This is a genomic window from Agromyces sp. Y182 (genome assembly GCF_059445385.1).
This window is the reverse complement of record NZ_JCAIUF010000001.1, coordinates 3,100,042-3,113,254: the sequence shown is the minus strand read 5'-3', so window position 1 is coordinate 3,113,254 and position 13,213 is coordinate 3,100,042. Positions and strand designations below refer to the sequence as shown.

The 13,213-nt window shown below is 69.3% G+C and carries 13 protein-coding genes and 1 tRNA gene; 6 read left to right on the top strand and 8 right to left on the bottom strand.

The annotated features are described in order from the left end of the window. Positions 1–9 precede the first annotated feature (9 nt). A complete protein-coding gene (locus tag AC1C2R_RS14360) occupies positions 10–705 on the top strand; it encodes a DNA alkylation repair protein (RefSeq protein WP_495380347.1) in 696 nt (231 codons plus the stop codon). A gap of 20 nt (positions 706–725) precedes the next feature. Here the strand turns inward: AC1C2R_RS14360 and AC1C2R_RS14355 are convergent, their stop codons facing one another. From AC1C2R_RS14355 to AC1C2R_RS14335, 5 genes are all read right to left on the bottom strand, one after another. Further along, positions 726–2,219: an MFS transporter gene (locus tag AC1C2R_RS14355; protein WP_495380346.1), complete on the bottom strand. Its 1,494-nt coding sequence runs from the start codon at positions 2,217–2,219 to the stop codon at positions 726–728. 271 nt (positions 2,220–2,490) lie between these two features. Further along, positions 2,491–2,563, bottom strand: a tRNA-Ala gene (locus tag AC1C2R_RS14350). A 53-nt stretch (positions 2,564–2,616) separates the two neighbouring features. Then, entirely contained in the window at positions 2,617–3,675 is a 1,059-nt protein-coding gene (locus AC1C2R_RS14345; RefSeq protein WP_495380345.1) for a hypothetical protein, read from the bottom strand. Positions 3,676–3,727: 52 nt separating this feature from the next. Continuing rightward, positions 3,728–4,390 carry a GNAT family N-acetyltransferase gene (locus tag AC1C2R_RS14340; RefSeq protein WP_495380344.1) on the bottom strand — a complete coding sequence of 221 codons (663 nt, stop codon included), beginning with the start codon at positions 4,388–4,390 and terminating at the stop codon, positions 3,728–3,730. A 2-nt stretch (positions 4,391–4,392) separates the two neighbouring features. Next, entirely contained in the window at positions 4,393–5,313 is a 921-nt protein-coding gene (locus tag AC1C2R_RS14335) for a UTP--glucose-1-phosphate uridylyltransferase (protein ID WP_495380343.1), read from the bottom strand. 70 nt (positions 5,314–5,383) lie between these two features. On the opposite strand from AC1C2R_RS14335, the gene AC1C2R_RS14330 reads away from it, so the two are divergent. From AC1C2R_RS14330 to mscL, 3 genes are read left to right on the top strand one after another with little or no spacing between them, the layout of a single operon-like run. Then, a complete protein-coding gene (locus tag AC1C2R_RS14330) occupies positions 5,384–5,962 on the top strand; it encodes a 5-formyltetrahydrofolate cyclo-ligase (RefSeq protein ID WP_495353140.1) in 579 nt (192 codons plus the stop codon). Positions 5,963–6,005: 43 nt separating this feature from the next. Beyond that, entirely contained in the window at positions 6,006–6,389 is a 384-nt protein-coding gene (locus AC1C2R_RS14325; RefSeq protein WP_495353139.1) for an FmdB family zinc ribbon protein, read from the top strand. A gap of 38 nt (positions 6,390–6,427) precedes the next feature. Further along, positions 6,428–6,844, top strand: coding sequence for a large conductance mechanosensitive channel protein MscL (mscL, locus tag AC1C2R_RS14320; RefSeq protein WP_495353138.1), 417 nt, complete (start codon positions 6,428–6,430; stop codon positions 6,842–6,844). On the opposite strand, the gene AC1C2R_RS14315 is transcribed toward mscL, so the two are convergent. After that, positions 6,845–7,057, bottom strand: a complete 213-nt coding sequence (locus tag AC1C2R_RS14315) for a hypothetical protein (protein ID WP_495353137.1) — start codon at positions 7,055–7,057, stop codon at positions 6,845–6,847. Next, complete coding sequence (locus AC1C2R_RS14310) at positions 7,054–10,740, bottom strand: AAA family ATPase (RefSeq protein WP_495353136.1); 3,687 nt, start codon at positions 10,738–10,740, stop codon at positions 7,054–7,056. The genes AC1C2R_RS14315 and AC1C2R_RS14310 overlap by 4 nt, the downstream gene beginning before the upstream one ends. Positions 10,741–10,941: 201 nt before the next feature. On the opposite strand from AC1C2R_RS14310, the gene AC1C2R_RS14305 reads away from it, so the two are divergent. Then, the gene (locus AC1C2R_RS14305; protein WP_495353135.1) at positions 10,942–11,256 is read left to right on the top strand and encodes a rhodanese-like domain-containing protein; all 315 of its coding nucleotides are present in this window, start codon (positions 10,942–10,944) and stop codon (positions 11,254–11,256) included. Between the two features lie 125 nt (positions 11,257–11,381). Here AC1C2R_RS14305 and ald read toward each other — a convergent pair whose 3' ends face one another. After that, positions 11,382–12,479 carry an alanine dehydrogenase gene (gene ald / locus AC1C2R_RS14300; RefSeq protein ID WP_495380342.1) on the bottom strand — a complete coding sequence of 366 codons (1,098 nt, stop codon included), beginning with the start codon at positions 12,477–12,479 and terminating at the stop codon, positions 11,382–11,384. A 145-nt stretch (positions 12,480–12,624) separates the two neighbouring features. Between ald and AC1C2R_RS14295 the strand changes: the two genes are divergently transcribed. Continuing rightward, on the top strand, positions 12,625–13,140 hold the full coding sequence (locus tag AC1C2R_RS14295; protein WP_495353133.1) for an Lrp/AsnC family transcriptional regulator: 516 nt from the start codon (positions 12,625–12,627) through the stop codon (positions 13,138–13,140). Positions 13,141–13,213: the final 73 nt, after the last annotated feature.

Sequence of the window (13,213 nt, the reverse complement as noted above, 5' to 3'; positions counted from 1 at the left end):
AAGCGATCGATGCCGGATGCCGCTGATCTGATCCTCACGCTCGAGAAGCTCGCGAGCGACGAAGAGCGTGAGAAGTACACGAAGTACTTCCCGCCCGACCCCGACGCCCCGTTCATCGGGGTGCGCATGGGCGCGGTGTTCGAGCTCGCGAAGACTGCGCTCGACCTGCCGCCCGCCGAACTCGAGCTGCTGCTCGAGCAAGCGACGCACGAAGTGCGCGCGCTCGCCTGCAGCATCATGGGCAAGTCGGGTGCGCGAGCCAAGACCACCGAGGCCCGGCGCACCGAGCTGTATGAGCTCTACCTCCGGCGACACGATCGAATCGACCAGTGGGACCTCGTCGACCTCGCCGCACGCGAGGTCGTCGGCGGCTACCTGCTCGAACGCGATCGTGCGCCGCTCGCCGGGCTCGCGGCATCCGCGTTCTGGCCGGAGCGCCGCACCGCGCTCGTGGCGACCTTCGCTTTCCTCCGTCGCGGCGAACTCGACGATGCGTACCGGTTCGCCGAACTCCTCGCCGACGACCCCGAACCGTACGTGCAGAAGGCGCTCGGCTGGGTGCTGCGCGCGGCGGGCGACCTCGACCGGGTACGGCTCACCGCGTTCGTCGACGCACATGCGGCGACCATGCCGAGGGTCGCACTCCGAGCGGCCATCGAACACTACGACAAGCCGGAACGCACTCGAATCCTCGCGCTCCGCTGAGGCCTCGAGGTCTCCCGCGGTCAGGCCTCGCCTGCCTCCGCCGCGCCGAGCGCACTGCGCTGACGTCGACGCGCGCCGAGGTCGGCAATGCCGATCGCGAAGGCGATCGCGACGAGGATCGCGACAGCGAGCATGCCGACGCCGTAGGCGTCGTGGTAGACGGCGAGGTCGGGGGCGCCGTTGGACTCGCGGAAGATCGTCGAATAGAAGAGCGAGAGCGTGACCGCCGTGCCGATCGCCGTGCCGATGCGCTGGCCGAGCTGGCCGACCGAGCCGGCGAGGCCGCCCTGCTTCACGGGGATGTCCATGAGCGTCAGCGTCTGGTTCGGCGAGACCACGAGACCGCCGCCCGTACCGCCGATCACCATCGCCCCCGCCATCGCCCACGGGGTCATCTCAGGCGGCGTCACGATCGCGAACAGCACGAGGAGTCCGATGCCGACGAGCAGCAGCGCGAGACCCCACACGACGAGCGGCCGCCCGATGCGGTTCACGAGCGTGCCGCCGACCCACGACCCGACCGCGCTCATGAGCGCGAAGCCGATGCTGACCATGCCCGCGAAGACGGCTTCGAGGCCGAGCCCGAGCTGCAGATAGAGGGTCGTGAGCAGGAACATCGACGGCATCGCCGCGAAATACACGCTCGCGAGCGCCGTGCCGTTTCGAAACGAACTCACGCCGAAGAGGCTGAGCGGCACGAGCGGGTGCTTGCCGGATGCCGCGTACCGTCGCTCCCACGCGATGAAGCCCGTGATCGCGAAGACGAAGACGACGAGCACCCACCATCGGCCCGGGTCATCGCTCGGCGAACCCGTCGTGAAGAGGAACGGCCACAAGAGCGAGATGACGGTCACCGCGAACAGCACGAGCCCGACCGGGTCGAGCGACAACGGCTTCGTCGACGGACGCCTGGTGACGGGCAACAGCCAGATCGCGGCCGCGATCGCGACGAGCGCGAGCGGCACGTTCATCCAGAAGATGCCGCGCCAGCCGTCTTCGGCGCCCCCGATCGCGATCGCGAGGCCACCGAGCGTCGGCCCGAATGCGGTCGCGAGTCCGATCGTCGCGCCGAACAGACCGAACGCCTTGCCCCGTTCCTTGCCGATGAAGAGCTCTTGGATGAGGCCGAGCACCTGCGGCATCTGGATGCCGGCGGCCACGCCCTGCAACAGCCGGGCGACGAGGAGTACCGTGATGTTCGGTGCGAGCGCCGCGACGAGGCTCGTGATCGTGAACAGGCTGAGCCCGACGATGAACAGGGTCTTGCGCGAGCGTTGGTCGCCGATGCGCCCCGCGGGCACGAGGGTGAGGCCGAAGGTCAACACGTAGCCGGCGACGATGAGCTGCAGCTCGGTGGAACCCGCACCGAAGGCTTCCTCGATCGCGGGGAGGCCGACGTTCACCTTCGACAGGTCGAGGATCGTCAGCGCCGCAACCGCGACGCACACCCAGTACGCGCGCCACCGGTGACCTTCGGGCAGGGTGATCGACCGGGTCTCAGGCGCTTGCGTCATCTGTTCCACCATACGCCCGGGCCACCCGGCGCCGCGGGAGGCGGCCGACGTGACGGCCGGTCACTGCGATGCGGGAAACGTGGTTGCGGTGTTAGCTCGCGTGCCGTACCAGCCGGGTCCTCGACGTTCCAGACGGCGTACGACTGCACGGCATCGAGAGCTCACGCGTCGCTGCGTCGGCCGCTGGAATCACAGCTCGAGCAGAGCGAGACACCGCCGGAAACCGCGACAGCCCTGCTCTCAACGGGGCAGGGCTGTCGCAGCGTATCGGTGGACCCAGGGGGATTCGAACCCCCGACCTTCTCATTGCGAACGAGACGCGCTACCAACTGCGCCATGGGCCCGAGCGAGAAAAAGCTTATCATCTCGCGAGCGTTGACTCGGACCGGCGCGGTCGTCAACCGGCCTGCCGACGGCGGCGCAGCACTGCATCGAGGTCGTCGATGCCGGGCCGCGTGTCATCGACGATGCCCATGCGGGCATACGGACTCGCGGGAGCCTTCTCACGCCCTGCGCCGGCGACCTGCCGAGCACGGTCAGCGGATGCCGCAGCCGGCGCGACCGGTCTGATCGCGGGCACCTCGGGCACGAGCTCGGCGGCCCGACGCGCGATATCGTCGCCAGCCTCGGCGCGCTTCAACTCGGCAGCTGCTTCGATGGAGGCCATCGCCGTCGCAGCGATCGTGCCGCGTGAGAGGTGCAGCGGTCGCGGGAGCGGCTGCGGGGTCCAGCTCTCGGTGATCGGCTCGGCTTCGGGCAGATCGATCGGTTCGAATGACGCGGTTTCGACGGTGCGCACGGGTTGCGTCGCTGCGGTGCGGGCCGGGCGCACGCGCGCGAGTCGGACGACACCGGCGATCGCGAGTACGACACCGAGGGCGCCGACGCCGGGCGCGATGAGCGTCGCGCCGAACGCAGCGGCGATGCCGCCGGCGACCAGGGTGACCAGCGAGACGAGCAACACGAGCGAGCACAGCGCCCGTTTGCGCCGAAGCGCACGGCGCGCCGCGGCGCCGGTGCGGACCGTGGCTCGTTCGCTCGTCGACGAGCCGGGCTCTTCCGCTGCTGCGTGCGCGACCACGGAGATCGGCTCGGTGACGGCTGCTTTGACGGCGAGCGCTTCGACGGCACGACCGCGCGCGGCATCCGCTGCCCCTTCTGCTGCGCGGAACTCGGCGAGGGCCTGCTGCTCGGCGGCCTCGGCGGCGAGCCTGGCCGTTGCCTCGCGCTGCTGCAGGATGCGTTGCTGGGACGCGACCTCGCGCGCCGTCGCCTCGATGCGAACCGGTTCGGGCGTCTCAGCCGTCTCGGCGAGGATGCGGAGGGTCTGCTGGAGACGAACGGCATTGCGCTCGGTCGCGAGGTATTGGCGGCGCCCCAGCCAGCTCGGCAGCAGGTACGCGATCCACAGCGCGGCTGCCACAGCCACGAGCAGTCCCCCACCGATCACGTCCATGGGACAACGCTAGGTCACTGCATGCCTTCAGCCGTACTCGACGCCCGCGTGTTCACCGATCGGCGAGCGGCAGGGGGTACGCGGATGCCGCGCGGTCCTCTGCGCTCACCCGCGCGACCCCCTCGGGCACCCGCCCGTCACGCCAACGGCGTAGGACTCCATGTGGCACTTCTTCGGACACGAGCGCGAACGCGAAATGGTCGCTCCACACGCCGTCGATGTGAATGTAGCGCCGCCGGAAGCCCTCGTAACGAAAGCCCAGCTTCTCGACCACGCGGAGCGACGGGCCGTTCTCGGGGCGGATGCAGATCTCCATGCGGTGCAGCCGGAGCACGCCGAAGCAGTAGTCGGTCGCGAGTGCGACGGCCGTCGGCGTGATGCCGCGCCCCGCCACGTTCTGCGCGACCCAGTATCCGATCGTCGCCGAGGAGAGTGAGCCGTACGTGATCGACGACACGTTCAGTTGGCCGACCAGGTCGCCGTCGACTTCGAGGATGAACGCGAGGGCGTGCCCGGTGCGGGTGTGCGCCAGCAGATTTCGAATGCTCGCGCGCGTGTCGATGACCGAGCCGCCGCCCGGATATGTCGCCTCCCACTGCCGCAGCCAACCGCGATTGGCGAGCAGCACCCGCTCGAGCGGCTTCGCATCGCGAACGCGGATCGGGCGCAACGTGACGTCTCCGTCGCGCAACGTGGGAACGGCGACTGCGGGCATGCTCAGACTGTATCGAGTCCTGCGGCGTCCGTATCGAGTCCTGCGGCGTACTCGATGAGCCAGGGCCGCAGCTCGGGTCCGATGTCGTCGCGATCCGAGGCGAGCTGCACGACCGCCTTGATGTAGTCGAGCTTGTCGCCCGTGTCGTAGCGACGCCCTCGGAAGATCAGTCCGTAGACGCCGCCGGTGCCCTCGACGTCGTTCGCCATCGTCATGAGCGCATCGGTCAGCTGGATCTCGCCGCCCTTGCCGGGCGGGGTGTGCTCGAGGATCGCGAACACCTCGGGCTTCAGCACGTACCGGCCGATGACGGCGAAGTTGGACGGTGCGACCTCCTTCGCGGGCTTCTCGACCATTCCGGTGATGCGCACCACGTCGGGATCATCGGTGGGCTCGATCGCGGCAGCGCCGTAGAGGTGGATCGAATCGGGGTCGACCTCGAGCAACGCGACGATCGAGGCATCCCTCACGCCCTGCTCCTCGAGCATGCGGGTGAGCAGCGTGTCACGGGCGTCGATGATGTCATCGCCGAGCAGCACGGCGAACGGCTGGTCGCCGACGTGCATGTGGGCGCGGAGCACCGCGTGTCCGAGCCCGAGCGGGTCGCCCTGTCGCACATAGTGCATGTCGGCGAGGCCCGTCGACTCGTTCACCTTCGCGAGCTTGACCGTGTCGCCCTTGGCTTCGAGGGTCGCCTCGAGCTCGGCAACGCGGTCGAAGTGGTTCTCAAGGGCATTCTTGTTTCGCCCCGTCACCATGAGCACGTCGGTGAGTCCGGCGCTGACGGCCTCTTCGACGACGTACTGGATGGCCGGCTTGTCGACGACGGGCAGCATCTCTTTCGGCATGGCCTTGGTGGCGGGCAGGAACCGCGTTCCGAGTCCGGCTGCGGGGATGACGGCCTTCGTGATGCGTGAGCTCATGCATTCGAGCGTATCGGTGGAGGCGGCGCACCACACAGGACCAGCGGCGCGTCAGCCTATGATGTGTGACATGCCCGAGGACCCGGACGTTCAGAAGCGCGTACTCCGCGCGGAGCTCCGCGAGCGGCGGCAGAACATGCCCGCACACGAGCGCGAGCTCGCGACCGAAGGCTTCACCGCTCGGCTCGAAGAGCTCATCGGTTCGACCGGGGCCGAGTCCCTGTCGTGCTATCTCTCGATGCCGACCGAGCCCGACACCCGGCCGTTCGTGAACTGGGCCGAGGCCCGCGGCATCCGTGTGCTGTTCCCTGTGACCCGCGAAGACGGCCTGCTCGACTGGACGGTCGGCGAGGAGGAGACCGAGACGCTCGGCCTCTACGGCATGCCCGAGGCCGTCGGCGAACTGCTCGGCCCGATGGCGATCAACGACGTCGACCTCATCATCGTGCCGGCAGCGGCGGTCGATGCAACCGGCATGCGGCTCGGCTGGGGTCGGGGCTATTTCGACAAGACCCTCGGATCAATGGGAAAATGTCCTCCGGTGTACGCCGTCGTCTTCGACAGCGAGTTCGTCGAGACCGTGCCACGCGAGGTGCACGACCAGCCCGTGAACGGCGTCGTGACGCCCACACGCATCATCGCGTTCTGACCGGCCCGGTGCCGGCGCGCGACCAGAAATCGGAAGAAGCTCCATGCCCACGTATTCATACCGTTGCACCGAGTGCGACAACGCCTTCGACATCCACCAGGCGTTCACCGACGACACGTTGAGCGTCTGCGATGTCTGCGGCGGCAGATTGCGCAAGCTCTTCAACACGATCGGCGTGACCTTCAACGGATCGGGGTTCTACAGCACCGATTCGCGAAGCAACGGATCCGGGTCGGGTTCGAAGGCCGGCTCCGGCGGTTCGAGCGGCTCGTCGGAGTCCGGCTCGGGCTCCGGTTCGTCGGGGTCCGGTTCGTCGGGGTCCGGTTCGGGCGGCTCCGGCTCGTCGGGCTCCGGTGGCGGATCCTCCGCAAGCGGTTCCGGGTCGTCATCATCGACGGGCGGCAACTCCTCCGCTAGCGTGGCCTGAAGGAGGCCGCCCACGCGGCCTCGACTCCAGGAGGAACCATGCTCAAGGGTTTCAGGGATTTCATCACGCGAGGCAATGTCATCGACCTCGCCGTCGCGGTCGTCATCGGTGCCGCGTTCACCGCAGTCGTGAATGCGATCGTCGACAGCCTCATCAATCCGCTCGTCGGACTCCTGTTCAACGCCGAGAGCCTCAATGACGCGATGATCGTCGCAGTCGGCGACGCGCAGCTCAAATTCGGCGCCGTCCTCGCCGCGATCATCACCTTCCTCGCGGTCGCGCTCGTCGTCTATCTCGTCTTCGTGCTCCCGATGAACACGTTCCGAGAACGTCAGGCAGCGAAGGCCGCGGCCGGACAACCGACCGACGAGCCACTCACCGAGGCCGAGCTGCTGACGCAGATCCGCGACCTCCTCGCCGAGGCGCGGGGTGGCAGCGGAGCCCACCGCGACTGATCAGGTCTGCTTCCAGTGAGGCGGCCGGTCCCGCGTCAGTCGTTCGTCATCGGATGACGCGGGGCCGGCCTTCTCCGCCTGCGTCGGCGCCGGTTCGTCGGGCCGGTCGACCGGCACCTCGGGCGAAGGATCGGAGCCCGGTGCCGGCGTGAGCCTGGCACGGCGTGCCCGACCCGCGGCACGCTCGACGCGCTGACGTGGCTCCTTGCTCATCGGGGCGCGGCTGCGGCATCCGTCGACCGCTCGGCCTCGGGCCGCCCGAGCAGTGACGCGACCCTCGAGGCGACCGCCTCGGGGTCGCCGAAGAGTTCGAAGCTGTGCACGCGCAGGTAGTGCCAGCCGAGGCGGCGCAGCACGTCGGGGCGCAGTCGGAGCGACTCGCGAAGGCTGAGACCGGCGAGGGCGTCGTCGGTCTCGACGACGACGGCCTTGCCCGCGTTCGCGGCGGCGAGGGCGAGCCGGCCCCGATGACCGACGCTCACCCGGATTCCGCGGCGCTCGAGTCTCCCCGCGAGGTCGCGCAGCATCGACGGCCCGTCACCGGTCTCGCCGGCTTCCGCCGCTCGCTCTTCGGTCTGGGTGAGCACGTTCGCGAGGGCGAGCACGCCGTGGCTCTGCCGGTCTTCGTCGATGTCATCGGGGTGGAACGCCGAGACGAGGTCCATCGATCGCCTGGCGCGGGTCATGCCGACCGCGAGCAGGCGGTCGCCACCCGGTTCGCCGAGCGAGCCGAAATTCGAGAGCAGCCGGCCGTGCGGCGTGCGACCGTAGCCGACGGAGAAGATCACTCGGTCGCGGCTCTGTGCAACGGCCTGCTCGAGCGTGAGCACCGTGAACGGCTCCGCCCGGTCTTTCAGGATGAAGTCGGAGAGGTCGGTGCGCTTGGCGAACGCGGCGAGCACCGACTGGTGCACGCGGGCGGCGTGCCTCGTGCTCGCGGTGATGACCATGAGCGATTCGCGTGGGCGCTTCACCGCATGCTCCATGACGAGTTCGACGACCTTCGCGACCTCGGAGTCGATCGACTCCACTGTGCCGGTCACCGAGTCGGGCAAGCCGTTGCCCGAGACGTAGTGCAGGCCGAGACTGCCGTGGCCGAGGAAGCTGCCCGCCCACGGCAACGACACGATGCGCCCCGCGTAGAAGCGGTTGTTGACGAGTTCGGCGAGGTCTTCGCCGCCCGCCCGGTAGCTGCGCGTGAGCGTGAGGGTGGGCAGCAGCTCGCCGAGTCGGGCGAGGGCCGAGTCGGCGTGCAGGGCGTCGACGCCGTGCTCCGTCACCGGCGCACCCGTCTGCTCGACGTCGTCGATACCGGTCTCGAAGAGGGTCGGTGTCTGCGTCACGGGGTCGCCGAACGCGACGACCTGCTTCGCACGGCGGATCGCACCGAGATTCTCGGCGATGCTCGTCGCGCCCGCATCGACGAGGATCACCGTGTCGAAGCCGATCGAGTCGTCGATCGCGGCGACATCGTAGGGCGACGCGAGCCAGACGGGGGCGAGCGCGCGGAACAGGTGCGGCGATTCGGCCTGCAGCGCTTCGGGCCGCACGCGGTCGCCACGGAGCATCCGCTTCAGTCGACCTGCCTCGTCGGGGTGGTCGACGAGCGCGACCTTCCAGTTCTCGGCGAGCCGCCACGCGAGTTGCGGCCCGGCGGCGGAGGCATGGGCTTCGTCGACGAGTCGGAAGTCGCTCTCGAGCCGGTCGAGCACCGTCGTGTTCGCACCGAGCAGGGCCTTCTCACCGGCGAGCACCGATTCCAGCACCGACTGCCACCAGGCGAGTTCGAGCTCGGCAGCGACGGACCGCTCGGGCACATGGCGCTTGGCGAGGTCGAGGAGCAGGGGGTCCAGACCCAGGTCGCGAAGGCGCCCGAGCACCGCGGTGCGTTCCTGCAGGTTGGTGAGCACCTCGGACTCGGCAGCGAGCCCGGAGAGGGTCGAGGTCAGCTCGCGCACCGGTCGGGCGGCGAGCTGCCGCGGCGTGCCGACGATGCCGAGCGGGGCGTCGAGGGCCGCGAGATCGGTGGCGACGTGCTGGAGGGCGACGTGTACGTCGTCGATGCCGACGGGCACGCCGGGGATCGCCCCCGCCTCCGAGTAACGCTGCCAGAGCGTGCGCTGCTGCTGGATGCCGCGGAGGGCGGAGTTCAGGTCGGTGACGTGCACGCCGGGGCGCACGTATTCGAGCGCGTGCCGGCGCAGACGCCGTCGGTTCGCTCCGGACATGCCGGCCGAGTCGCGCCGCGAAGAGGTCGCGGCGATGAGTTCGCCGAGCGGCCGGTCGAAGACGGCGGGCTGGAACCGGTCGAGCGTCTCGCGCACGTCGAGGAGCAGCCTGAGGAACACCCCGAGCTCGGCGACCGACTCGAACTCGCGCAAGCGCGTCTGCGCGATGAGCGCCCGGCCGCGATCGAGCAGTCGCGGTAGATCTCTCGCCGAGAGGCGCTTCGCGAGACTGTGCGCATTGCTCGCCTCGTCGGACGAGGTGAAGGAGGCGCCGTACCAGGGGGAATCACCGGGGCCGTAACGGAATTCGCCGAGCGCTGCCGCGCGAGCGAGGTCGCGAGCGACCTCGTCACGGTCGTCGGCGATCGCGACGAGCGCGTGATGGTCGAGCCGGGCGGTGGTCGATGGCGACTCGGGCGCGAGGGCGAGCCGCGCGAGCTCGCTGAGCGCGTCGAGCACCGAGACATGCAGCTCGGGGTCGGCGCGGGTGAGCGCCGTGCGATAGTCGAGGAGCACCTTCCGCAGGCGCACGAGCGCGTCGTCGACATCGGCGACCCTGGGGCGCTCGGCCTTCTCGTTGCGCGAGATCGACTGGATGAGTTCACGGCGCAGGCCCGCGGTCGTCACCGCGGCTCCGCCCAACCCGACCTGGCCGAGTCGGTGGGCGATGCCGTCGAGGCTCGCCCTGCGGGAGCCGACGACGAGCACGCGCTTGTCTTTCGCGACGAGTGCGCCGATCGCGTTCACGATCGTCTGGGTACCACCGGTGCCGGGCAGGGTCTTCACGACGACCGAGGTGCCGGCCTCGATCTCGGCGACGGCCTGCTCCTGTTCGGGGTCGGCGTCGAGCAGCAGGGTGTCGGTCGATGGCGGGCGGGCGTCCTGCGCCACCGCGCGCACTCGTTCGCCCGTCGCGGCGATGACGGTCGCGCGAGCAGCGGGGTTGCCGGCGATCGCATCGATGACGGGGTGGTCGAGTTTCGCGGCATCCGCTGCCATCGACGGGCCGACCTCGGCGAACGAGGAGACGACGAGTCGCGGCGCGACGTGGAACCACGGCAGGTGGCTCGTGAGGCCGCGGAGCCGATCGATCACGGGCTGCGGCTTGAATACGCCATTGGTGATGGCGAGCGCGACGAACGCCTCGGCGTCGAGCGTGATCTGGAACTGCTCGCGAAGCTCGCGAGCGAGGGCGGGGTTCAGGAACGGCTGGCCCTTGAGCTTCAGTTCGAAGTCGCGTCCGTAGCGACGGATGGCGAGCGGTCGCAACAGCACCGGGGCGAGATACTCTTCACCGGCGTTGCGCCACGACGCGAGCCCGATGGCCAGGTGCACCGACTCGATGCCGCGCACGGAGCGCAACTCGATGCCCTTCTGGGTGATCTCGGCTGCGGCGAGCCGGGCGTTGCGCAGAGCCAGCTCGTCGCGGATCAAGCTCGAGAGCAGGGTCGACTTGCCGGTGATGAACTGCGGCAGGCCTCCCGGGTGCGTCGTCGAGAGCTCGATGCGAGTGCGCGGGGTGTCCACGAATCGAGCGAGCGGCGAGCGGGCGCCCACGCCGGCGAGCTCGCCGTGCCAGCGACGCCACGCGGGCTCGGCAACGTTGCCTGCGACGAGCTCTGGGTCGCCGAGGCTGAGGCTGTCAGGGCTCGTGGTGTCGTGTCGCATGGGATCCGGTGTGAGTTGTTCCGCGGCAGCGTCGGTCTCGGGATCGAGGATGTCATCCTCGTCATGATTCCGATCGAGCCGCCGCACACGGACACCATACGTGGTATCGCGCGGAATCCATGTCAGCATCGCCGCGGAGCGCTGTGTCGAGACCGCGGGTAACGTTGGACGGACCCCGCCCGACCATTTCCAGGAGCTCCGATGCGATCCGCCATTCCCCACGACGTGCACGCGATCGCCGACGCCGTCATCCTCGATGTGCGCGAACCGCACGAGCTGGTACAGGCGCGCATCGACGGCACGCTCGACATCCCGCTCGGCGAGCTCGTCGACCGAGTCGGCGAAGTGCCTCGTGACACGACCGTCTACGTGATCTGCCATGTCGGCGGGCGCAGCGCTCAAGCTGTGGCGTACCTCGAGTCGCAGGGCGTCGACGCCGTCAACGTCGAGGGCGGCATCATGGCGTGGCACCGGGCGGGCCTACCGGTCACCCTCGACGCCCCGACGGTCGAGTAGCGCGAAGCGCGTCTCGAGACCCCTCGCAAGGCCTCGACACTTCGCCGGTCGAGGAGCGCGAAGCGCGTCTCGAGACCCTCGCAAGGCCTCGACACAGTCGTGGCTGCGCCACGACGAGGTGCAGCTCAGATCGACGCGAGCTCGAGCCCGTGCGCCGCAGCGACGCCCTCGTTCGTGAGACGGCCGGCCGTGGCGTTCAGCCCCTTCGCGAGCGCCGGGTCGGCGGCGAGCGCGGCCTGCCAGCCGAGATCGGCGATCTGCAGCGTGTACGGCAGCGTCGCGTTCGTGAGCGCAGGAGTCGAGGTCGCGGGCACCGCCCCGGGCATGTTGGCGACGCAGTAGTAGATCGCGTCGTGCACGCGGAACGTCGGCTCGGTGTGCGTGGTCGGGCGTGAACCCTCGAAGCATCCGCCCTGGTCGATCGCGATGTCGACGAGCACCGAGCCCGGCTTCATCGCGGCGACCATCTCGTCGCTGACCACCTTCGGTGCCGCGGCGCCCGGCACGAGCACCGCGCCGACCACGAGGTCGGCGTCCTTCAGTTGGCGCGCGATCTCGTACGGCGACGACGCCAGCGTGCGGATGCGGTGGTCGTAGCGGGCGTCGATCTCGCGCAGCTTCGGCAATGAGATGTCGAACACGGTGACGCCGGCGCCGAGGCCGAGTGCGGTCGCGGCCGACTGCTCACCCGCGACGCCGCCGCCGATGACGACGACCTTCGCGGGCGAGGTGCCCGGAACGCCCGCGAGGAGCACGCCGCGCCCACCCCGCGAGGCGAGCAGCTCGGCGGCACCGACCTGCGGCGCGAGTCGGCCTGCGACCTCGCTCATGGGCGTGAGGAGCGGCAGCGAGCGGTCGGCGAGTTGCACGGTCTCGTACGCGATCGCCGTGACGCCCGAGTCGAGGATCGCCCGCGTGAGCGGCAGGTCGGCCGCGAGGTGGAGGTACGTGAAGAGCGTCAGGTCGTCGCGCAGGAAGCCGTACTCGGCGGCGATCGGCTCCTTGACCTTCAGCACGAGGTCGGCCGACCACGCCTCCTCGGCGGTCGCGACGATCGTGGCGCCCGCGGCGGCGTACTCGGCGTCGAGGTAGCCGGCGCCCGTGCCGGCTCCGGCCTCGATCGCGACGTCGTGACCGCGCCCCGCAAGCGCGTGCACCCCGGCGGGCGTCATGGCGACGCGGAACTCGTTGTTCTTGATCTCTGCGGGCACGCCGATGCGCATGGGTTGCTCCGATAACTGTGGGCCGAATGTCGTGATGACGAGTGCCATTATTTTCGCCGCTTGTTCGATTGTCCGAAAGATCAACCGCACAGAATTCGGTAGAATGGATGCATCCGCTGCACTCATTCGAATCAAGGATATCCCGATGCCCGATGCACCGCAGATCAGCGCACCCGGCGCCGAACCGACGCCGGTCGTGCTCGATGCTGTCGACCGTCAGATCATCGCCCGGTTGCACGAGAACGCCCGCACGCCGAACGTCGACCTCGCGCGCGCCGTCGGAATCTCCCCGTCGACCTGCCTCGCTCGGGTGCGGTCGCTGCGCGAGCGCGGGGTCATCGTGCGCTACACCGCCGAGATCGACCCCGCCGCGCTCGGCTACCATCTGCAGGCGCTCGTGAGCGTGCGCATCCGCCCTGGCGCCCGGCACCTCATGGAGCAGATCTCCGACGAACTGCGCACCCAACCCGAAGTCGCGCAGCTCTTCTTCCTCGGCGGCTCCGAAGACTTCCTCATCCATGTGCGCGTGCGCGACAGCGATCACGTGCGCCAGTTCGTGCTGAAGAACCTCTCGGCGAACCCGGCCGTCGCCCTCACCGAGACGAACCTCGTCTTCGAGCACCACACCGCGCTCTCCGCGGGGCTCCGCGCGGTGATCTGAGCGGGCACACCGAATCGACGACAGATGCCTCGAGCTCTCGCCAGCCGCGCCATCCGGTCATATCGTTGACGCC